The following is a 23,830-nucleotide window of genomic DNA, read 5'->3' as shown; positions in this document are numbered from 1 at the left end:
GGAGGCCTAGGCCACAAAGACACATTGGGGCTTTCGCGGGGGCGTGGGTGACTATACACTGCTGGGCTTGTCTTGAGCTGAGGCTTGTGCCTCTGGCGGGTGGGTGTTCAGGCGGGCCGAGTTCGGCGTTCAGAAGAGGATGTGTTAGGTGCCAGCAGCTTGTGTAATCGGCTTGCAGTGGGGCGATGAAGCCAAGGGTAAATTGGTCGACTTGCTTGCTCCGGATCATGATTGTGTCGTTCGCTATCAAGGCGGCGCCAATGCGGGACACACGGTGGTCTGTGGAGCGGAAGTTTACAAGCTGCATCACGTGCCCAGTGGGATTCTGCATCCCAATGTCATGAACTACATCACGCCCGGCGTGGTGATCGAACCGTCGACTCTCATTCGCGAACTGGAAGGCCTGGAAGCTCGTGGCATCCAACCTCGCAGTAATTTAATGATCAGTCAGCGAGCTCACCTGGTGATGCCTTGGCACATTTTGGAAGACAAGCTGCTCAACAGCCTGGTGGTGCAGGGCGAGAACATCGGCACAACTCTGCGCGGCATTGGTCCTTGTTATCGCGACAAAGTCGGCCGCACCTTTGCGGTCCGCGCTTCAGACCTGTTGCAGAGCGATTTACCTGAGCGCCTGGCGACAATCGTTGCCGCCAAGAAGACGCTGCTGGCTGGTATGGGCGGAGCAGAACTGGCCAATGAATTATCAACCGAAGCCATCGTGGCGCAGGCTCAGAGCTGGGCCAAGTCGATTGGACCATTGGTTGGCGATACGACCAATCAACTTCTCGACCAACTCGATGCTGGCAAGCGTCTGTTGATGGAAGGGGCCCAAGGTTCGTTGCTGGACATCGACCACGGCACCTATCCATTCGTCACCAGCAGCAATTCATCGGGAGTAGGAATCTCGGGTGGCTCGGGGGTACCAGCCAAATGGATTCGCCGCGTAATCGGTGTGTGCAAAGCTTATTCAACGCGTGTGGGTGGTGGTCCGTTCCCGACTGAGCTGAATGACGCCGTCGGTGAAAAGATTCGCGAGATCGGCCGCGAGTACGGTACGACGACCGGCCGTCCACGTCGCTGCGGGTGGTTCGATGCCGTTGCCGTACGATACACAGCCCGGCTCAGCGGTATCGATGCTCTATCGCTGATGATGATGGATGTGCTGGGGCACTTGGATGAAGTGAAGGTCTGCGTGGCCTACGATGTCGATGGCGAGCGCGTCACCAACTTTCCATGCGAAGCCAGTGTGCTCCGCAAGGCCAAGCCGATTTATGAAACGTTGGAAGGTTGGAAACAAGACGTCACCGGCGTGCGGCGCGTGGAAGACTTTCCGTCGGCGGCCCAGAACTATCTGAAGCGCATCAGCCAACTGGTCGGCACACCGGTCGAAATTATCTCGGTAGGTCCCGATCGCGAACAAACGATCTTTGTCGACAAGAAACGCCTCTTGAACATCTGAGTCGAGAATGCACGTTTACTTGATCGGTTATCGAGGATCTGGCAAGACGACCGTGGGGCGAATCTTGGCTGCGCGGCTGGCCCTGCCGGCTGTGGACGCCGATGACCTGATCGAGCAGTCCGCCGGATCAACCATTCGAGAAATCTTCGAGCGCGAAGGTGAAGATGGCTTTCGGCAGCGTGAACAAGCGGTCGTGGCTGAATTGGCCACACAAGCGCAGACTCGTCCGCAGGTCGTGTCGCTAGGTGGTGGAGCCATCCTGCGGCCGGCCAATCGCGAAGCGATCAGCGGCAGTGGCTATCGCGTCTGGTTAACCGCTTCACCTCAAAAGCTGCTCGAGCGCACGCGGGCGGATCAATCAACTCAAGCCCGGCGGCCAGCGCTGTCCGCGCTGAACGATTATGATGAAGTTGTCAGCATCCTGGCAGCTCGCGAACCACTGTATCGTGCGGTTGCGCAAAAAATAGTGGATACTGAGACTTTGAGTGTCGAAGCAATAGTCGAAGAAATCGCCCACTGGCTCAGCTCCTTTCAAGAGACGCATCGCCCACTATGATCGCCTGGCTCAGCGCACATCCATTCTTGGCACGCGTCTTGGTCTGGTGCTTGACGACGATCGTAGCTTGGTTGATCAACTGGGCCATCATTACACAAAACTCGCGGCCGCTGGCCATCGGGGCTTGGAGTAAGTTGCCGCCTGGTGGCCAGCAGCGCAGTTGGCTGGATTGGTTACCGATTTTGGGATGGTGGCGACTCCAGCGCGAATCAAAACCACACGGCCAACGCTATTGGTTGCGCCCATTCTTGATCGAGCTGCTGTTTCCATTGTCGATGGTTTGGCTGTATGGCTGGATCATCAGCGGGCAAACGCTGCCATCGCCGCGCTTGGCTGCGAACATGCAACTGGAGTTGCATTATCAATTCTTGGGACACTGCCTGCTGATCGCGCTGATGATGGTGGCTACGTTTATCGACTTCGATGAACAGATGATCCCCGATACGATCACGTTGCCAGGCACGTTGATAGGTCTATTGGGCAGTGGGCTACTGGCTGGATGGTTCTTGCCGATACCACTGGTTAACAGCGTAGTGGAGATGCATGCTTCGTCCATTGGCAGCTGGCCAGTTTGGTTGGATGGCCAGTGGGGGCTAGTGATCGCGCTGGGGATCATCAGCATCTATTGCTTTGGTTTGTTGGATCGCGTGTGGATTACTCGGCGTGGCTGGCAGAAGGCATTTCAGTACTTCGTGGCCGTCATCTTTCGGTCGTATCTGTGGATCATCGCTCTGGCCTTGTGGATCCTGCTGTGTTCGACGACGTATTTGGCATGGCATTTCGAGTTGCCGCGATGGCAATATTTGCTGAGCGCATACTTTGGTCTGCTAGGTGCGGGCGGTTACACGTGGTTAGTGCGCGTGGCAGCACGGCAAGGTCTAGGCGTGGAAGCCTTGGGCTTTGGTGATGTGACGCTCATGGCCATGATCGGAGTGTTCTTGGGATGGCAAGCAAGTGTGCTGGTGTTTTTCGTGGCGCCGTTCTTTGCGATACTTGTCTTTGTGATTCGCAAGCTGTTGTTAGGTGATCGCGCTGGTGCCTACGGTCCGTATTTGTGCATGGCTGCAGTGTGTGTCATGGTGTTTTGGGAATATTTCCGTCGCCACTACGCGGCTCCGTTGCTCGAACTGCCACCGCTAGTGACCTGGGGCATTCTCTGCGGCACGTTGATCATCCTGTGGCTGGTTCTGCGAGTTTATCTATTGATCAAAGGCAGCGTCCGCGGCATCCGCCACAGCCACCCGGTGTAGTAGAGCGGCTGTCCCCAGCCGCTCAGCACCCTCTAACCAAATCTTCTACCGACAACGACCCTTTGACCCAAACCGCTGGCACCGCAAAACCAGCGCTGAGGGTTCTCGTACCAACGCAGAGACGCAGAGGATCGCAGAGAAGACTGCTTTGTCCTCAGCGTTTACTCTGCGAACTCTGTGGACTCTGCGTTTTGAAAATGGATCCAGTAGTTTTTTGCCCACGCAATTTGACGCGAGGTCCGCGGAGGCTCGGCATTCGCCCTTCCGCACGCTGACGCAATGTGTTGGCGAAAGTCGTTACACTGGTGGCGTCCGAAGGTTACCGCTTCGGGTTGTGTTTGGCGATTAAGGAGGAGTTGGCATGATGAGGCTTGCGCCTGCTGAGCAGTTGCATGTGACTAATCGATGGCTAGAAGTGGAAGGGGAATTGCGAGTCGCGCTGTTGCGTGTGTGCTTGATCATTGCCTTCTATTCGGTTCAGTTGGTCAACTATCTGGGCTGGAGTTCGGGCGAGCCGGCCGAGGCGCTATTCCATCGATTGGCGACCTATTTGTCAGCAGTTTGGTTGTTCGCTTCGCTGGCCGTGGTGGTCATGATCTCCCGGCAACAACTTCCGCCCATCTCCAAATACGTGACCTCGGCAGTCGATATCGTTTTGTTGAGCATCATGGCCAGTGCCGGTAGTGGACCTGCCAGTCCACTGATGATGACTTATCCGCTGATCGTCGCTCTAGCGGGACTGCGCGGGAGTCTGAAGTTGATTTGGGTCACGACGATTGGTTGTGTGCTCGCCTACCTGGTACTACTGTTCGCGCATGGTCAGTTCAGTGGGGCGGCCAGCCTATCGGTCTTGAAAGTGGTTCATCTCAAACCGATCGAGATCATGATTACCCTCTTGGCCATTGCATCTACTGGCATTGTTACCGGCCAGCTGGTGCGGATGATCAAGCAAGTCGTGTTGGAAATCAGTTCTCGCCAAGGTGACGAGAGCCAGGCGGAGGTGCGGCCATGAGCGAGCAGCTACCGCCTCTCCAACCTGCGCTGGTTTGTCAAAAGTGCGGCGCGGTCAATCCGCCCCATGCCGATCGCTGCTGGGTCTGCGATGGGAGAGAAGCCAATCCGTTTGCCGCTCCACCGGCCTTGCGCGCACCGGCTGATAGTGCAGCGACCTATCCCAGCGGTCAAACGAATTCGCGCGTCGAAGGGCTGTTCACAGTTCTGCTCGGGCTACTGGTGGTGCTCACGGTTTTGATCGGTATCGGTATCGCGGTGCAAGACCCAGGTCTGCTGGTTGTTTACTCGATCATCGTAGTGCCCACCTTGCTGGCCGTCGGCACGCGAGCGCTCTATAGCCTGGCTAAAGGTGAACGTCCCAGAGCCTCATCGCTCTTTATGGTCTTCATCTGGTCCGGCGTCATTACAGCGGCCATCTTTTGCCTACTGGTAATCGCGGCTTTCATCTCACTCTTTGTTATGTGTATGCAGATATTGGGCGGCGGACGATGATTGCGGCGTGGTCTTATCCGCTGATCATGCTGGCCGCTCTGGGCGCAGGCTGGCAGGTCTTGCGGCAATACCAAAGTCCGCTCAAGCTAACGCGAGCTGAGAAGACCGCTATCGGTCTGGGCGCTTTTTGTGGCGCTATGTTAGGTGCCAAGTTGCCCTTTGCGCTCTACGATTGGGAAGCCCTGCGCAGTGGCGCAGCCTGGTTCTCTAATGGCAAGACGATCGTTTGCGGCATGGTAGGCGCATACGCGGGTGTCGAATTGGCCAAGTGGATCTACCAGATCCGCGTCAAGACAGGCGATTCATTCGCGGTACCGGCGGCGGTGGCTGTAGGTATCGGACGACTGAGCTGCTTTGTCGGTGGCTGCTGTTATGGCGTACCGACTACTTTGCCTTGGGGTGTGGTCTTTCCACTGACCGATCAGCAGCCACGGCATCCGACTCAGCTGTATGAGTCTGCCTTCCATTTGTCAATGGCTGGAGTGCTCGCGTGGCTCTACCACCAGCGTGTCTGGCGAGGACAACTGGTGAAGTTTTATATCATGAGCTACTTGGTTTATCGCCTGCTGACGGAACTGATCCGGCCAGAGCCAGAGGTTTGGCTAGGGCTGACCGGATACCAATGGTTCGCGCTGGTGTGCTTACCAATATTCGGTGGGCTGTGGTATCGCGATGGGCAAGCTGTGGATACTTCGACCGAACAGTTACAACTGCAGCGGTGAAGATGCGGAGTATTTTCTTGAGCTCACAAGTACTCGATACGAGACTTATCCGCAGCCGACGTTGAAGGTGAGGGAACATCAAAACATGGAACAGTTGGGCGGGGTACCAGGCTGGATCTGTCCGGTCGTCAGGGAACTTGGACCTGAGGGCCAGCGATTGGCAAGGTGGCGAGCTGGACGGATTGTCACTGGTCAAGGCAGATTGCAATGGATTCAGCGCAGGTGGTTAGCGTATCGAGCCAGTCGGTTGCGCGTGGTGTGGGATCGCGTGCGTCGTCCGCTCCGCGGCTGTACGTGTGAACTTTATTATCATCATCGCTGGGGCAATCCCGACTTTCTGGTGCTGGGTTACGTTCACAGTCACCCGGCTGCGTCGCTTTCATCGTTTTACTGCGCGACGCTGGTTCTGGATGAGATCGCCCGCTTGAAAGGCAGCCATGCAATCGTCACTGAGTTGAGCAATGACCGGCTGAGCGATCGGCTGATGGAACGCTGGGGTTGGGAGCGTCACTGCCTGGCGTGGTCTGGCCGACATTTCATCAAGCGATTCTACGGCACCTACCGGCCGATTCCCGACGCCTGGCGCAGCCGCTGCGGAATGTCGTAGCGCGACTGTCCTCAGCAGTTGTAGAGCGGCTGTCCCCAGCCGCTCAGCACCCGGCAAATCGCGCTGCGATAAGTTTGCCCGGTTTCTCCGCGATCATCTGTGTCTCTGCGTTTTGAAAATTAGCCCGCTAAGCGACGGCGATCGACGGCAGTTGGTCGGAAGAGGCTGGGCTTAGCGGGTGCTGAGCGGCTGGGGACAGCCGCTCTACGGCTTGGGCCCGGTCTTCTCTGCGATCCTCTGCGCCTCTCTGCGTCTTGAAAACTAGCCCGCTAAACGACGGCGATCGACGGCAATTGGTCGGAAGAGGCTGAGGTTAGCGGGTGCTGAGCGGCTGGGGACAGCCGCTCTACAGCCAGGCATGGGAATTTTCCCGCATATTTTTTCTTTGCGGGTCGGACAGATGGTAATGATCCTGCGGATTATGGGGAACTTATCAGAATCGCTAGCGTCAAAGCGACATTATTTTTCCGTTCACTCCCCCGATGAGGTTGTGTGTACCCTCAATCGTGGCCCCGGTGTGACACCCCAGCAGGGCCATCCCGCACGCGCATCCAGCTGGAAACCTAGGAAAGATCGGTAGGCTAGCATACCGACCCCCCAGGCGAGTTTGCATCGAAAATCGTCGCAATTATAATCAACCGTCAACGTCCGAACGGTGGGTTAGTGCGCCGAGTGCCGCGACCCCTTGAGGACCGTTCCCACGTCTCATCCAATATTTTTCGGGCTCGTTCGCTCAACCATGGGCGAAGACCAGGACTAAGACTCACCCGTTTGTGGGGGAGTTTTCCTGTCGTCGGTTTCAGGCAGCAACGCTTTTAGGGGCTGGTTAATGACCAACCGCAAGTTCCGCACCGTCGCATCCCCCATTTCGCAATCCAAAACTGACGTAGCTCGGAAGCTGATGCGTCGGATGATTTTGGAGACGCTCGAGAACCGGCACTTGATGGCCGTAGGACCACAGTTGATTGGCATTCAGCCCAACAACAGTGACCTGCTGGTCGATGGTACGGTGCGCTCGGTGGCTCCGCGCGAATTGACATTCCGTTTCGATGACGCGCAGGTGATCGATGCCTCTACGCTGACGGGCATACGCCTGTCGCGCGCGGGCAACGACGGCACCTTCGGTCAGTTCAGCGCGTCGACCGACTTTGGCTCTAGTGGAGCGGTCAATGTTCGACTGACTGCCCGAGCCCAAGCCACAGCGCTGACGGTGCAATTCACGCAGCAGGACTTGGGGCCCAGTGGCGTGCCTCAATTCTCGCTGAGCGGTTCAACGTTGAGCGTCGTGCTCAACTCGAACCTTGCTTCGCCCACTACGGCCGCGCAGTTGGTCGATGCCATCAATCTTTCGCCGACGGCCGCGCCGGTCTTGGTGGCCAGACTGGATGGCGGTTTGGGCAGCACTGCTATCGGCTCGCTCAATCCAGCTAACTACTCGCCAGTCCAGCTGACCCAAGCCAATGATGTGGTGGTTCAACCCGGCGCCATGCTGGTAGGTGCCAGCCCTAACGAAAACGAAGTCACCTTCCGCTTCAGTGAAGCATTGCCGGACGATAACTATCGCATTGAGATCTTCGGCTTTGATGATCCTGTGCGTGGCATCGTCGGTTTGCGAAACGTGGGCGAAGGCAGCCAGGCAGGCAATTTGTTTATCCCAAGTGTTTCGGGAACGCGCCAGAACACAGTTAATTTCCGCTTGGATTTGGGATCGCAAGTTGTGGGCGTGGTACCACAACCGGTTATTCGCACCGCCAGCGGTCTGCAACAACAACGCGACACGGTGGTGGTCTACTTCGACGCCGACAAACTGTTGGTAGAGAACGATGCGTTTGGAAATCCCACGGCCCGCTCGGCTGAAAATCCTGCCTTCTATCAACTGATTCTGACGCAAGACTCGGTCCGCAATACCGACGACGTTTATTTCTTGCCAACCAGCGTCAAGTACAACGCGACCACCAACACGGCCACTTTGAAATTCGCCAGCGACATCAATACGCTGGCTGGAAATGCGCCTGCGACTTTCCGTTTGCGCGTGGGCACCCGCGAGTCGGCTCCGATTTCGCCAACCTATAGCGAAGCGGCCGCAACTGTCATCAGCGATTTGAATACTGGTGGCGCGGCCAAGTTCCGCTTTACTTCGCGGCAAGTGGGCGAAGCAGGTTCGGGCGTCCAAGTCGAAGTTATCAACTCGGGCAGTGGTACTCCGCTGGTAACGACCGCCGGTCGTAAAGTAACGGTCGATATGGGGCGATCGACTTTGACCGCCACGGAATTCGTCACCCTGGTCAATAATTCGTCCGCAGCCTCGGCGCTGCTTTCTGTGTCGTTGGAAGCTGGCAGCAGTGGAGCGACTCAGGTTGGCAACCGAAGTCTGGCTTATTCGCCGTTGACTCTGGTGGGCTTGGGCAGTTCGTTTGATACCGCCACCAACATCGGCACGCTCGGTTCGGCCAACCAGTTGCAAAGCAGCTTGATCCTGGGTTCGTCGATCGATCCTGAAAGCTTTGTGCTGGACTTGATGGGCGCAAGCGACGATCCGGGACATCGTGTGCTGCCGCAAAATCAAGTTGGTGCGTTCGAAAATCATGTCAACTCAGCCTTTGGTGCTGACAGTACAGATGGCATCACGACCATCTACTACAACTTTAGGACGATTTACTCCTCCGATTTATTCAATGTTCCGCTAGTTAATGCAATTAGCGAACTGCAAAAACAGCGCACGCGCGAAGCCCTCGGACTGTGGGCCAAGTATGTTGGCGTACAATTTGTCGAAACTTCGGATCTGGGTATCACGATTGCAACCGGTTCCGGTACCGGTTTACGCTCGCTGCCAAATACTCAAGTTCAGAATGAGTTTGGTGCCAACTTCGGCGTGCGCATCGATCCATCGTTTGCTAATTCGCTGATCATTCTGTCGGCCACTAATACGTGGAATGATAACTATGGCGAAAGCTATTTCCGCGCGATGGCCACTGCCGTGGGCATGGTGCTGGGCTTGGAACACGCTGGCGACCTGCCTCAGTCCACGCTCATGCGCTTGGCCCCAGAGTTCTTGGCCGGCAGCGGCACCCTGATCAATGCCAACGATGCGCAGTTAAATGCTTCGGATGAGCGGTACGAGCCCATCTTCCCCGGCAATCAAGACGTTCTGCACGGCCAATATCTCTATCGTCCTGACGGCTCGGATATCGATCTATATCGCTTCGATGTCGACTTTGGTGGCGACGATCGCGTGGGGCTCTTTACTGCTGAAACCTATGCCGAGCGTTTGACCAACAGCAGCGCGCTGAACACCAACCTTCAATTGTTCCGCGCCACTCAGGCTACCGCGACCACCAGCTTTGGTGCGGGCGATGCCTTACAGGTTAAGTTCGAGTCGTTGCGTCCTGGGGCTCAAGGCAACCACTTCCAAATCATCCTGACGCAATCGGGACGCGGAGCAGGTGTTAAGCCAGGTATTGCCGTAGGTGCCAACTCCGTCAGTATCGATTTGAACACGACCCCCGGCAGTATCAGCACCGTCGAGGACGTTTTGGTCGCGCTGGCTCAGTCGAGCGCTGCTAGCAAGCTGGTCAAAGCCTCATTGGTTCGTGGCCTGCCGTCAACTCAGATCGGCACCAACGTACTAACCCAAAACCCAATCGTGCTGGGTGGCGGCGGCATGGCACTGGTGGCTCAAAACGATGATTACTTCAGCCGAGACTCGCTGATCAATCAGTCGCTCTCTTCGGGCGTGTACTACATCGGCGTCTCGGCCAGTGGAAATGAAGACTACGATGCCACGGTCCAAGGCACCGGCTTCGGCGGCAAGTCGCAAGGCGATTACCAGCTGCGGATCACCTTCCGCGCCCAGGTAGATACCTCGGACACGATTCAAGACATCTCCAGTTCGACCGATCCTGCCGTGAGTGTCGATGGTGATGGTGATGGTGCACCTGGAGGCACGTATAATTTCTGGTTCCAAACTCGACCTCTGGACCGCCTGATTAGTTTCAACGCCGGTGCCAACGCTTCGATCGAAGGCAAAGTCATCACCGTCGTGGGTGGCAATGGCGTATCGCGCGACTTTGAATTCGATAGCAACGGTTCGGTTGCGGCTGGTCGCATTGCGATCACATATGCCGCAGGCGATGCTGCCGGTACGTTGGCCAATGCCTTGGCTGCGGCTATCGTCTCGCGCAGCGAGCTAGGCGTTAGCGCGCTGGCCAATGGAGCTCGATTGACTCTGCGCGGAGAGCGTACGATTCGCATCGATCCAGCTCTGGTGCTAATCGACGTTTCTGGCAAGACGATCTTCGTTGATAAAGCGGCTGGTCCCAATGCTGATGGCAGCCTGGCCAGACCATTTAATAACATCTCCGCGACCGGAGTGGCCAATGCCTTCTCGTCGGCCTTGCCCGGTGACATCGTGCGCATCGTAGGCAACGGTGGTGTGGACGGTAATATCGCCACCATCGGCGATAACTTTGCCTACGAAATTGGTACCGGTCTATTGCCGGGGTCCGTCCTTTCGGATGGATCAACCATGGAAGTACCTCGCGGCGTAACGGCTATGGTCGATGCCGGCGCGATCTTCAAACTCAACCGAGCTCGCATTGGCGTGGGCAGCTCGAACTTGAACATCGATCGGTCGGATTCTGCTCTGCAAGTTCTGGGCGCCCCGCTGCTGTTGGATGCATCCGGTAACGCTGTGCGATCTACCACTGGCGCCATAGTGCCTGGCAGCGTCTACTTCACCTCTTGGCAAGATGAAACAATCGGCCTGGATACCTACACACCTCGCACCACGCCTGCCAGCGGTAACTGGGGAGGTATCTCGTATCGTCGTGACGTAGATAGTTCGGCCGGTCGCACCGACTTGGAAGATGAAGGTATCTTCCTGCAGTATGTCAATCACGCAGTCGTGCGTTATGGTGGCGGCACCGTCATCGTCGATTCGATTCAGCAGTCGGTCAATCCGATTGAAATGCTCGATACGCGACCAACGGTTACCAACAACTTCATCAGCTTCTCCGCTAATGCCGCGCTGAGCGCATTGCCCAACAGCTTTGAAGAAACCAACTTCAACGAACCGTTCTATCAAGCCAATGGGGCGTTCACTAGCGATTATGATCGCGTCGGCCCAGAGATTCATAACAACCGCCTGGTCAACAACTCACTGAACGGTCTGTTCATTCGCGTTGAAACGCCAGCCGACGGTGTCACTCGCACATTGACCGTCCCTGGTCGATTCGATGATATCGATGTCGTGCACATCATCACTGAAAACCTGATCGTTAGCGGATCGACCGGTGGCGCGCTGCTCGATGGCACCGTCCCTCCAGCAGAATTGATTTCGACCGCGGCGAGTGTGGGTGGCACATTGTTGCCAGGCACCTACAGCTACAAGCTTACTTTCATGGATGGCAATGGATACGAAAGCATTCCATCAAATGCGTCGGCTTCTCAACTGATCAATCCAGGTCAAACCGCCATCCAGATTGCCGGTCTGCCGTCGGCTACAGGTGAGTTCATAGCGCGGCGATTGTATCGCAGCAACAGCAATGGTCAGGGACCTTACGAGTTGGTCGCGACCTTGGATCGTCAGACGTCAACCTACTTGGATATCGGAAAAGCGCTGGGCGGAACCTTGGCCCGCGATCGGGCTGATGTAGTTGGAGTGACGCTGGAGCGCGCCGCCGGTGGCACACTGCCGGCGGGCGATTACTCCTACCGCGTCGTGATGGTCGATGGTGCTGGCCGCGAAGGTCTGGCATCCAATCCGACGGACACATTTACGCTGGCACCTGATGGCAGTATTCTGCTGCAGAATCTGCCGCTGACTTTAAATGGTTATGTGGCTCGGCGTTTGTATCGCAGCACCGATGGCGTGAATTACGTGCGCGTGGCCGATATGCCTGACGCCACCTTCGCGGGTGTAACGCAGTTCTTGGACAATGGCACCACCGCTGGCGGCGCCCTGGACATCGAAACCTTCTCGGTCAAACGTCCGCGGGCCACAGCGTCGTTGGTTATCGATCCCGGTACGGTTATCAAGCTGGAAGCAGCTCGTATTGAAGCGACCTTCGGAGCCAACATTATTGCCGAAGGTACCGATGGTTTGCCTATCGTCTTCACCAGCAAGTTGGATGACCTGGTGGGGGCCGGTGGAACTTTTGATACCAACAATAACGGTACCGCTAGTGGACCTGCGCCTCGAGATTGGGGCGGCATCTACATGGCTCCCACTTCTACGCTGAGCGTGGATCACGCCCGCTTCTCCTACGGCGGTGGCGTTACCAGGCTGGACGGTACGTTCCGAGCCTTTAATGTCATCGAGATTCAACAAGCTGAAGCTCGCATTGCCAACTCGATCTTTGAAGACAACGCCGATGGCTTTGGTGGTCAAGGACCCGGCGCTCGCTTCGGCCGACTGAGCAACTCTCAGGCGACAATTTTTGTACGCGGCGCTCAACCGATCATCATCAACAACACTTTCCGCGATAACGACGGCAGTGTGATCGATATTGATGCCAACAGCATGACCGAAACGATCATGGGCGATTCGGGACGACAAACCGGTGCTGCTGATCGTTCGATTTCCTATGACAGCAACCGCGGTCCGCTGATTCGCAATAATCGGCTGTCCAATAACGACTTGAATGGTCTGGAAATTCGTGGCGACACGCTAACAACCGCCAGCGTTTGGGACGACACCGATATTGTGCACGTTCTATTCGACGGCATCTTCATTGAAAATGTGCAGCACGAAGGCAACTTACGGTTGCAGAGCGCGGCCAATGAATCGCTAGTGGTCAAGTTCTACGGATACGGCTCGAACTTCAATCGCAACTTGGGCGCCGGCATCACAGCCAGCGGTCAGTTGACCTCGGGCAATAATCGCGTGGGCGGTGCTCTGCATGTGCTCGGTCAGCCTGGCTTCCCAGTTATCTTGACCAGCCTTCGCGACGATACCGTGGGCGCTGGTCTGGAACCTGATGGTTCACCACAAACCGATACCAACAACGATGGTATCGGTTCGATTCCCCAAGCCGCCGATTGGCGTGGTTTGTTGCTCGATCAAGATTCCAACGATCGCAACGTCGCACCGGTACTGGAAACGGAAAGTCCTACAGCTGCGGCCCCGGGACCCAACGGCTCGGCACTGAGCGCTCAAGTGTTGGGAGACCTGGCGGCAAGTCCATCGGCCAGCAGCGAAACTTTGCGACTCGGCTTCAATGTCGAAGGCGTATTGAGCCAACGCGAAGACGTTGACGTTTATAGCTTCACCGCTGAAGCCGGTACGGAAATTTGGTTGGACGTCGACTTCACCGAACACGATAGCGATTTGGTTCTGGAACTGCTCGATGCCAACGGATCCTTGCTGGCTCGTAGCGACAACAGCACGGAAGAAACGGCTGATCCATCGAAACTAGTAACCACCGCGCTTATCGCGGCCAGCAACGTCAATCGCATGCCGGTTCGCGTCGATGGTGTGCGAACCACCTCCAGTGGACTGGTCAAAGAAGATGGCACCACCAATGCCAAGGACCCAGGCATGCGTGTGCGTCTGCCAGGTGCTCTCAGCACCCGCAGCACGTTCTACTTCCGAATTCGAAGTGCCAGCGCTGACATTAACGCCATCGATGCTGGTCTGACCAAGGGCGTATATCAAGTACAAGTCCGACTGCGCGAGCAACAAGAATTTGCTGGGTCGACGATCGACTTCGCTGACATTCGTTACGCCATGAACGGCGTAAATCTCATCGGTCTGCCTGGAACTTCGCCGCTGATCGGCGAAGCTCAAGAAGATGAAAGCGTGGGCACAGGTCAGTTCAATGCCAACAACGGCACCTCGGTCGGCCAGGTCCAAGTTGGTAGTCGCCCACAGTACATCGGCAATATCTTGGAGACGGCCAAAGGCGCGATCAGCGTCGGTGGTACGCTCAGTTCACGATCGGATGTCGACTTCTTCCGCATGACCATCAGTCAAGAAGATCTGGTCGGCAGCATGTTCGGCAGCTATGTACCAGTTGTCTTCGACATGGATTATGCCGATGGCATGAACCGGCCCGACACATCGATCAACATCTTCCAAGAAGAGTTCTCACGCTTCGGCACTCAGTATCGCTTGGTCTATTCGGGCGATTCGAGCAACATCGCTGATGATCAACGCAAACCGCTGACCGTTACCGATGTGCAAGACTTGTCGCGCGGTTCGCTGGGCACCAAAGACGCATACATCGGTCCCATCGCATTGCCCGAAGGCACTTACTTGATCGGTGTCTCGTCGGCCGCGTATCAACCGCGTACCAAGATTCTCAACCCGTTCGATGTCAAACCCATCAGTTCGATTCGACGCATTGTGGATCAGGACTACGTTCCGGGCGTAACCACTGCCGAGCCACCAGTAGTGCAGAACTTCTTGCCAAGCACCACGATCGGTGCCAGTGGCGAGTTGGTCTCGGCCACCTTTTCTCTAGCGGGTTACACCGCTGCCGATCTGCCCAGTATCTATCTGGATTACTCCAACGTCGGTACGTTCGAAGTCTTTGTGCGTCGCTCGAATAACACTGAAACGCGAATCGGTACCACCGTATTCCCAAGTGCTAATCTCTTCAACGGCACCAACTCGACCAAGATGTCGTTGGGTGCCTTTGCAGGTGAAGAAGGATTGAGCCTGGTGTTCCGCAATGCTGCCGGTACCACCACGATCGATAACATCGTGATCGGCTTTGCTGAACGTGGCGAACAAATCGGGGCTGGTGACGAACCGACGTTGACCAACGCATTTAGTTTGTCGCCCAACCTGGTCCGCCCAACTCGAACTTTCTCGCTCGAGACCTACCTGTTCTCCGAAGATCCTTCGATCATTTTCGACTATGAAATTCTCGAAGGGGACCTCGACGTTTTCGTGATCCCTCAAGGTGGTTTTCCAGTTCGAATTGCGACGAGCAATGACGACGTTCAGTTGGGCGAAACTCGGTTGACGCGAGGTTCGCCGCAGCTTGACCAACAGCTCAGTCTGCGTCAGTGGGCTGGTCAGCCGGGTCTGCGAGTGGAATTCCGCACGCGCGACAACGATCCGACCACTGGTACCGTGGGCGAAGTTACGATGATCCTGGCCGATGGCTCGCGCTTCAATTCGCGTGAACCAAACTCGACCTACGCGGCTGTGGCTGTAGCCAGCACCGTGGTCACGACAGGTTCCTACCAGTTCGAAGTCCGCCTGGCAGAAACGTTCTTCGAATCGAACACCTTCGGTGCACCGACGCTGACCCAGACGATTGATACCAATGATCGCCTGGCCGAACAACTTACCTTGACTGTGCCTGCTGGCAGCGTACTGACCGATGGCGATCAGTTCGAAATCAGCGATGGCGGCAATCGCATTGTGTTCGAGTTCTCGACAGATGCATCGGTTGGTCTGGGCAATGTTCCCGTGCGATTCTTGGCCACCGACACAGCTTTCATGGTGGCCCAAAAGGTCCGTGATGCGATCAACAATCCGAGTGTTCAGTCGCGATTGAATGTTCGCGCAGCTACCTCGGGCGGCATCGATACTGGTACCGCCGGTCGCGACAATCGCATCAATCTGTTTGGCAACGCCTCGGTGCGTGTTCTGCAGGCCACGCTGCCCGGTTCGGCTGTGATCGTGAAGGCCCAAGCAGGTTCCAGCGACAAAAACGTCGCTCGTGACCAGGGCCAGGTCATCATTCAAAATAGCTTCATTCGCGACTCGCGCGATTATGGCATCTGGTCTCAGCCAGCTCGACGTTTGTCTGACGATCGCGATACTCCAGACTTCATTGAGTCGTTGATTATGCAAGCCAAGCCTAACCTGGTTGGCACTCAAGCCGTCCGCAATCTGCTGGATCCCAATGACAGCGTCATCGGTGGTTTGGTGCCTGGTATTGTGATTCAGAATAACGTTTTGGAAGAAGGTGGTCTGGGCGGTATCCACGTTCAAGGTGAGAACCCAATTTGGATGGTGACGCCACAGTTGATACCTCCGACTGATCCGGATACTACACCCAACACGAACGGTTCACACTTCGGTTACTACGTGGACGATGGCGATATCCTGGCAATCGATATGGATCGTACTCGACTCAATTTCGAGTTCGAAGATCTAGCGGGCGCCAGCACTGCCGCTCCGGTTTGGGGAAGCGGCGTCGAAGAGGGTGATGGTTTCGGTCTATCCAGCTCCATCGCCTGGTACCGTGATGAAGGCGGCAGTTTCTATCAGCGATTGAGTGGCACCGACCTAACCGCGTTTGCGACCACGGGCTTGGAAACCATGATGGCCCTGCGAGATTCGCTCCTGGGCAGCATGTTTGTCGGCAACGGTACGACGCAGCAATTAGTAGCCACCGTCGGACAAAGCCTGGAAGGTCCAGACCTACTGGCACCGACTTTTGTATCCGCTGGCTATCCGAACTACTACAACCGTCCAGCCTTGTACTTGGAAGGCCCGACCAACGTCCAGTATTTGAACTCGATTGGATTTAGCAATCCGTTCATCATTCGCCAGCTAGACTTAGGTCAAACGCCCCAGCCTCAAGCGCGACTAGTGAACAACACAATCGTGGGCACCGACGGACGGGCGAGCTTGGATGGCGCACTAGCACCTGTCGAATCGAACGATACGATCTCAACTGCCACTGAAACCTGGCAAGGTACCTCGCACAATCCACTCCAGTACACCACGACGGCAGCCATCGGCGACAATCCAGCCATGGCTCGCAACCCGTCGCAAGACATCGACATGTACCAGTTCGAGATGGGTGTAGGCGATCGCGTCATCGTGGATGTCGACACGATTACCGGCGGGACACTCAACTCCGTACTGCAGATCTACAACAGCCGTGGTGAACTGCAACAGTTTACCAACTCGCGTGGGGAACTGACCACCAGCAGCGACAATGATGCAGCACCCGGTGAAACTCTAGGCGTCGACCCATTCATCGACTTCACGGCTACAGCCCAAGGCGTGTACTACGCCGTGGTCAGCTCCGTGGGCAACACAGAATACGATCCACTATCGCTGGCAAATCGCAGGAACGGTACGACCACCGGCAATTATTCGTTGTCGCTGTCGGTACGGCATCCGCAGAAGTTTACGATTACCGCAGAAAATGCCAGTGCTTACGCCGGTGGCGAAACATTTACGATTTTTGGCGTGCCCGACATCAATGGCACCCCCGGTGCCGGTCGAACTTTCGAATTCACCTTCACCGGCGCGGTGACACCTGGCAATGTGCCAATCCTGTTGGTCAATACTTGGTTTTTCCCCGATGTAGCTCGTGCGATTGCCAAGGCCATCAACGAAGGTGTCAACGATGGTCCGGCTGTCACCAATGTGCAGAACCTGGACAACGGACATTTCGGACTTGCCAATCCATTGCCACCGGTGATTGCCAAGGCACTGGGCGGTATATCCACGGTGATTGATGCGGACATGAACGACATCACTGGTGACCTGGCACTGGTGCTGGACCAGTTCTCGGTAGTTGATGAAAAGGGCACCAATGCTCTCAGCTATCGCGAAATCGAACGCCAGATCGGCGGCAAGTTCCGCGAAGTCAATCAGGGCCTTCAGGTCTTCACACGTCGTAATGACGGTTTCCTGACCTCCCGATCCTATAATTTCAACGGCAAACCATTCACCATCACAACCAACCTTTCGCATATGGGCCTGGGACATGATCGTGATATTACTCGCGCCGCTTCGCATCTTTCGCGTGCCGACGGAACCAATGAGAAGTTCGTTCAAATCAGCAACGCTGCGTTCATTGTCAGCAATGGATCGATCATCGTCGACCCAGATGCCAACGCTAATAACAACCTAGACCAGGTTTTACCAGAAACCGGTATATTGGCCTCGCGCGGTGCCAGCCCCACGATTCTAAACAACGTGTTCTTCAATCTGCAGACACCGGTTATCAACGAAGAATCGCGATTCTTCCCACTGACCGGCGGCCCAGCACCGTATGGCTCGAACAATCCGAACGCGCCCACCAAGCCAGGTGAAGTAGTGCTGGGTGGTTCGACCTTCCAGTACTTCGAACCAGGTGTCGCCCGCAATCGCTTCCAAACAGGCATCGAAAGCGGTCCAACGAACGTGCCTAACACGAGCCTGGACTTCAATACGACCGTGCCTAGTGGAGTTAAGTTGTTCGTCAACGCGCAGGCTAGCCAATACCTGCCGGCACCGAACTCGCCGATTATCGACAGCGCCGTTGATTCGCTGCCAGAGCGTCCGGCCCTGGCTGCAGTCAAGAGCGTGATGGGCATCTCGGTCTCGCCAATCAAAGCCCCGAGCCTTGACCTGGTGGGCCAGCTCCGCGTCGACGATCCTGATGTGGCCTCACCTGCCGCTCAAGGTCAAAACGTATTCAAGGATCGCGGTGCCTTTGATCGTGCCGACTTCGCTGGCCCAGCCGCATTGCTGCTAGATCCGATTGACAATGATGCTTTGGGAGTCGATAGCGATTCGTCCGTATCGGTTGTGCAACTATCTGGCGGAGTCTATCCAGAGTTTCGCATTCAACTGGCCGATGGCAACGAACCAACCAACCCGCTTCGCGGTGTCGGCATCGACGACAACACGGTCGTGAACTCCGTCTTGCCCGAGAAGCGTTTGACCGGTGCATCCGTGGTCATGTTCGAAGACGGGCGACTGCTGATTGAAGGCATCGACTACACGTTTGCCTACAACGCAACTCGCGACGAGATCATTCTGACGCCTCTGGCAGGTGTCTGGAAGAACGATCGCGTTTACGAAATTTCGCTCAATAACAAAGACCGCTTTGTGATCTCGGCACCTAGTGGAAATCAGGTTGCCGATGGTGATACCTTCTCGGTCACCGATTCCAACGGCGGCGTAGTGGTTTATGAATTCGATAGTGGGTATCGCCTGCAAGTCCCACAGGGCCTGACCCTGCAAGCTCCACTGGCCGGTGGTGCTTCAGGCGGTATCGCTGACGGGGATCGCATCATCGTCACCGACAGTGTCCGCACGGTCACCTTCGAGTTCGATCGTAACGGTAATACACTGGCCGGTAACGTCGCGATTCCTTTTACACTCGGCAGCACTCAGATCCAGATCGCTCAAGCGGTAGCTAATGCGATCAGTAGCAGTGCTCTCCTAGTGACGCCTCGCATCCTGCCCGGTGGACGCGTGTTCTTGGGCGCTGAGACCAATGTGCGTGTGAATACCAACTTCACCGCCATGGACCAACCATCGCAAACCCTGTCCCTAAAGATTCCTGACCTGGGACCACGTCCAGGTGGCATCACTGACGGCCAGACCTTTACGATCAGCGATGGTCGACGCACGATTACCTTCGAATACGACAACAATGCTTCGGTTCTAGCCGGTAACACCGCGATCAATTTCGCGGCCGCCAGCAGCGTCTCGGACCTGGCTCGCATCACTCGTGATGCCTTGGCAGCTAGCCCGCTGACCATCAACCCATCGCTAGTGTCCACGGACTTGGTTCACTTGGGCCTGACGTCCGATGGTACGGTGACTGTACCGGACACAACTCGACTGGTTATCCTGGGTGTGGCTCGTACGCTGGCCGACGGTCAAACCTTCACCATTTCCGATGGCACGAACACTCAGACTTTCGAGTTCACTCGTGATGTGAACGTCGCCAATGGCAACATCGCCATCTCGGTCTCGCTTAGCGAAACCCAAGATGAAATCGGTTCACGCGTTGCTTCGGCGATCGCCAGTGCAGGTTTGGGATTGACCCCGGTACACGTCGGCGATGGAAACATCTCGGTCAAGGGTGGCGAAAATCATTCGATCGATGTCTCGCTGTCGCCAGTGCTGGGACTGTTCGGTGCACCAGGCGTGCAAACCAACACGCAACTGCAAGTCTTCGGACCGCTGATACTGCAAGTGCCCACGCGAGGTGGTGTCGACATTACCGACGGACGTGTCTTTACGATCAGCAACAATGGTCGCACGATCGTCTTTGAGTTCGATAGCAACTTCATCGGTCCATCCCAACCTGGCAATGTGTTGGTGCGGTACACGACGACCAACACCGCCACAGAACTGGCCAATGCGATTGCGGCCGCTGTCCTATCGGCTGGATTAAATCTGAACCCAGTTGTGCTGAACAATGGCCGTATCGACATGGGCATTCTGGAAAGCAACCAGGTTCTGGTTGGCTCGACCGGCATGACCACCAGTCGCGGCGTAGTCAGCGATGGCGAACACTTCACGATAAACAACGGTACGACTTCGATAACCTTTGAATTCGACAATGTCGATCTGGGAAATAACTTCACTGCTGGTCGCACTCCAATCTTCTTCCGCAACAACAGCACTCCTGAAACGGTAGTGGCGACGATGAAGGCGGTGATCGAAGGCACGACCCTCGGTCTGACGACTTCGGTGCTGGCTGATGGAACTCTGCAGCTGAACGATACGCCGCGGTTCACGATCGACAGCAGCAACTCGCCCAGCTTGCGCCGCACGGGTGTGCCAGGCGGTGCCAAGCCGGTAACGTTTATCCAAGATCGCAGCTTTGATTCAGCTCAGCTGAAGAAAGCCATCATCGCAGCGATCAACGCTTCGGCCGACACGACGCTCGAATCCAAAGATCGCGGCGGAGATACGCTGTTTGTCGAAAACGCCGTAGCGATCAGCTCGGAAATCGACAACTACTTCCTGCGTGGAATCTCGGACCTGGGCGGCAATGACCTCAAGCCCAACCGAATCAACAACGAAACGGCTTTCACGATTTTGATGCCGGGTGTTGAATTGGATTACGGTGATGCACCAGATCCGGTCAGCACCACACCAGGTCGCTACCCAGTGCGCCACATTAACGACGGTGCTCGTCACGCTATCAGTGGTGACGTAGCCATACTAGGCTCCTCAGTTGATGCCGATATCGATGCCACTCCTGTTCCGGGTGCTGACAGCGACACGGGCGATGATGGCGTCAGCTTTGGTTCGACTCTCAATCCACTTGGTCTGTTCAACCGCCATATCTTCACCACGGTGACGGTAACGATGAACAGCCCCGGCTTTGTCGATGGCTGGATTGACTTCAACAGCGACGGCGATTGGGATGATCCAGGTGAGCAAGTTCTGACTTCGGTTGAATTTGCTGCCGATCAACTGACCCGCAGCTTCGAAGTAACCATTCCTGCTAACACGCCTGTGCCTTCGGCTCCGACTACTTCGTACGCACGCTTCCGTTCGAGCAGCGTCGGTGGATTGTTGCCGACTGGTTTGGCTACCGACGGCGAAGTCGAAGATTACAAGGTTACGATTGTGCCCGGCACACCGCCGACCGCTATCGATGACACCTATGCGATCAATGAAGACGGCACGTTGACTACCTCCGATGTCAGTGGCACGCTGACACCAGGTTTCCGCATCGATGACGGTATTGCCGCCAACGATGTCGATCCCGATGGCGGACCGTTTACGATCATTCCGGTGAGTGTACCGCCTCAAGTTACGCTGATTGGCGACAACGGTTTATTCACTCTGCAACCAGCAGCTGACTTCAACGGCCCGCTGACAATGACCTATCGCGTCAGCGATGGAGTTCTGGTCAGCAACAACATCGGCACGGTGACCTTCAACATTCGCGAAGTCAATGACGCCCCGGCGGCCGTCAACGACACGGTCGTTAGTCCCGAAGATGAAGTGCAAGTGATTCCTGCGGCAACTCTGCTGGCTAACGACCTCAAGGGTCCGGCCAATGAAGATGCACAGGTCCTGACCATCACAGCTGTCTCGCCCCTGAGTTCCAGTGGTGGATCGGTATCGCTGGTTGCTGGACAGATCACCTATAGTCCTCCAGCCAACTTCAGTGGCACAGATACATTCACTTACACGATTACCGATAACGGTACGACTGCCGGTGTAGCTGCTCCACTGTCTTCTACGGCAACGGTAACGATCACGGTTCAAGATCGCAACGATGCACCGACAGCCGGACCTGATACGCTCTCTGTCAATGAAGATACTGCAGGCACGATCAGTACGACTACCTTGCTCGCCAATGATTCGCCCGGACCAAGCAATGAATCGGGTCAGCTGCTGCAAGTTACTAGCGTCAATCCCACCAGTACTGCTGGCGGTACGGTGACGCTGGTTGGCAACACGGTGACCTACACGCCACCGGCCGATTTCGCTGGTACGGACACGTTCTTCTATAACGTTCAAGACAATGGCCTGAGCGGCAACCAACCCGATCCGAAGACTTCGATCGGTACGGTCACGGTCACAGTGAACAATCGTCCCGACCAACCGCGAGTGGCACAAGAAATTGGATCGCGCACGGTTGATGAAGATTCGGCGGCACTGTCGATCGACCTGACGACGATCTTCTCCGATCCGGATGTGATCACCAGTGGTGACACGCTGACCTACTCGGTCGCCCCGGGTGGCAACAGCAATCCTACGCTGGTGACACCTACGATCACCGGCAACATCCTGACGTTGCCGCTGGGAGCCGACCGCAACGGTCAAGCTCTGGTCCAAGTTCGCGCTACGGATTTGGCTGGCGCCTCCATTGTCAGCACGTTGACCTTGAACGTGCGGCCGATCAACGATCCACCACGGCTGGTCACAGCTCTGCCCGATACTTCGATGAACGAAGACGAAGCACCGCGGAGCATTGCTCTCAGCCCGACTTACTTCTTCGATCCGGACCTGGGTAATGGCGATACGCTAACGCTGACGCTGGTATCCAACTCCAATGCACTGCTGGTAACGCCCACGATCGACGGTACCGGTATTCGGTTGACGCTGGTCGCTAACCAGTTTGGCGTGTCGCAGATTACGGTGCGAGCCACCGACGGCACTGGCCTGGCGGTGACTGACAGTTTTGTGCTGACGGTCAATCCGGTCAACGATGCACCTACGACTGTTGCCGACAATTACACGGTTCCGCTGGGTGGAACGTTGGTTACGACTGACCCACGCGGTACCAACTCGATTGCGACCGACAATGGTGTCCTGGCCAACGATTCGGATCTGGAAAATGGTACGCTGACCGCATCGGTAGTTCGTCAGCCGAACTTCGGTTTGGTCACAATGAACACCGATGGCACATTCACTTACCGTCACACCGGATCGACGCGCACGACCGATACGTTCACCTATCGCGCTTCGGACGGCCAGGCACAAAGTGTTGAGACGACCGTGACCATTGTGGTCGGTGCCGCCTTGGCTCCACCGCATCAGAACCCGGTCAATCAGTTCGACGTGAACGTGGACAGCTTTGTCACGCCAATTGACGCGTTGCTAATTATTAACCGCATCAATACCAGTGGAAGCGGACCGGTCAGCGGTGTGCCAACGCCTCCGCCGTACATGGACGTTAACGGGGACAATCAGATCTCGCCGATCGACGCTCTGCTCGTTATCAACCGCTTGAACACGACCATCGGTGGCGAAGGCGAAGGTTCAGATGTTAACATGGACGCCTTGGCAGCTTGCTCGGCGTTCCAATACAGCGTCTCGCGGACCTCGGAGAATCAGATTCTCTCGGTCCAGTCGGTGCCACAGACTCAGGTGTTTACGCTTGAACAAGCTGTGGAATTGGGCCTGATCGACTTGGTTGACGAACTCGATGGCGAGGGCGAATTTGCTATGGGAAATTGGGCAGACGCTCAACCGACCACGCAGTCGTCTACCAATGACGAGGCTTTGGAGAGTCTCTTGGCAGACTTGATGCCGCGAGCTCGATAAGGCGGCCAAGTTGCCCC

At 56.1% G+C, this 23,830-nt stretch carries 8 protein-coding genes; all 8 read left to right on the top strand.

Annotated features, from left to right (window positions below; all coding sequences use genetic code 11):
* Window positions 1-148 precede the first annotated feature (148 nt).
* The 8 genes from SH573x_RS11525 to SH573x_RS11490 all read left to right on the top strand — a co-directional run bounded on the left by SH573x_RS11525 (window position 149) and on the right by SH573x_RS11490 (window position 23,813).
* Window positions 149-1,459 (top strand): adenylosuccinate synthase, encoded by a 1,311-nt coding sequence (locus SH573x_RS11525; protein WP_479355143.1) that lies wholly within the window; start codon window positions 149-151, stop codon window positions 1,457-1,459.
* Between the two features lie 7 nt (window positions 1,460-1,466).
* Window positions 1,467-2,015: a shikimate kinase gene (locus SH573x_RS11520; RefSeq protein ID WP_479355141.1), complete on the top strand. Its 549-nt coding sequence runs from the start codon at window positions 1,467-1,469 to the stop codon at window positions 2,013-2,015.
* Window positions 2,012-3,265, top strand: coding sequence for a prepilin peptidase (locus SH573x_RS11515; RefSeq protein WP_479355139.1), 1,254 nt, complete (start codon window positions 2,012-2,014; stop codon window positions 3,263-3,265). The genes SH573x_RS11520 and SH573x_RS11515 overlap by 4 nt, the downstream gene beginning before the upstream one ends.
* A gap of 361 nt (window positions 3,266-3,626) precedes the next feature.
* Entirely contained in the window at window positions 3,627-4,277 is a 651-nt protein-coding gene (locus SH573x_RS11510; RefSeq protein WP_479355137.1) for a hypothetical protein, read from the top strand.
* A complete protein-coding gene (locus SH573x_RS11505) occupies window positions 4,274-4,771 on the top strand; it encodes a hypothetical protein (RefSeq protein ID WP_479355135.1) in 498 nt (165 codons plus the stop codon). Before SH573x_RS11510 ends, SH573x_RS11505 begins: the two co-directional genes overlap by 4 nt.
* Window positions 4,768-5,493 (top strand): prolipoprotein diacylglyceryl transferase, encoded by a 726-nt coding sequence (locus SH573x_RS11500; RefSeq protein WP_479355133.1) that lies wholly within the window; start codon window positions 4,768-4,770, stop codon window positions 5,491-5,493. Before SH573x_RS11505 ends, SH573x_RS11500 begins: the two co-directional genes overlap by 4 nt.
* An 85-nt stretch (window positions 5,494-5,578) precedes the next feature.
* The gene (locus tag SH573x_RS11495) at window positions 5,579-6,100 is read left to right on the top strand and encodes a hypothetical protein (protein ID WP_479355131.1); all 522 of its coding nucleotides are present in this window, start codon (window positions 5,579-5,581) and stop codon (window positions 6,098-6,100) included.
* A gap of 829 nt (window positions 6,101-6,929) precedes the next feature.
* Entirely contained in the window at window positions 6,930-23,813 is a 16,884-nt protein-coding gene (locus tag SH573x_RS11490) for a tandem-95 repeat protein (RefSeq protein WP_479355129.1), read from the top strand.
* Window positions 23,814-23,830: the final 17 nt, after the last annotated feature.

Source organism: Rania fehmarnensis (assembly GCF_056494185.1).
This window is presented reverse-complemented; position numbering and strand designations above follow the sequence as displayed.

Coding starts and splice junctions, on each gene's coding strand:
- SH573x_RS11500 (WP_479355133.1), top strand. CDS start 4,768: ATGATTGCGGCGTGGTCTTATCCGCTGATCATGCTGGCCGCTCTGGGC.
- SH573x_RS11510 (WP_479355137.1), top strand. CDS start 3,627: ATGATGAGGCTTGCGCCTGCTGAGCAGTTGCATGTGACTAATCGATGG.
- SH573x_RS11505 (WP_479355135.1), top strand. CDS start 4,274: ATGAGCGAGCAGCTACCGCCTCTCCAACCTGCGCTGGTTTGTCAAAAG.
- SH573x_RS11495 (WP_479355131.1), top strand. CDS start 5,579: ATGGAACAGTTGGGCGGGGTACCAGGCTGGATCTGTCCGGTCGTCAGG.
- SH573x_RS11520 (WP_479355141.1), top strand. CDS start 1,467: ATGCACGTTTACTTGATCGGTTATCGAGGATCTGGCAAGACGACCGTG.
- SH573x_RS11515 (WP_479355139.1), top strand. CDS start 2,012: ATGATCGCCTGGCTCAGCGCACATCCATTCTTGGCACGCGTCTTGGTC.
- SH573x_RS11490 (WP_479355129.1), top strand. CDS start 6,930: ATGACCAACCGCAAGTTCCGCACCGTCGCATCCCCCATTTCGCAATCC.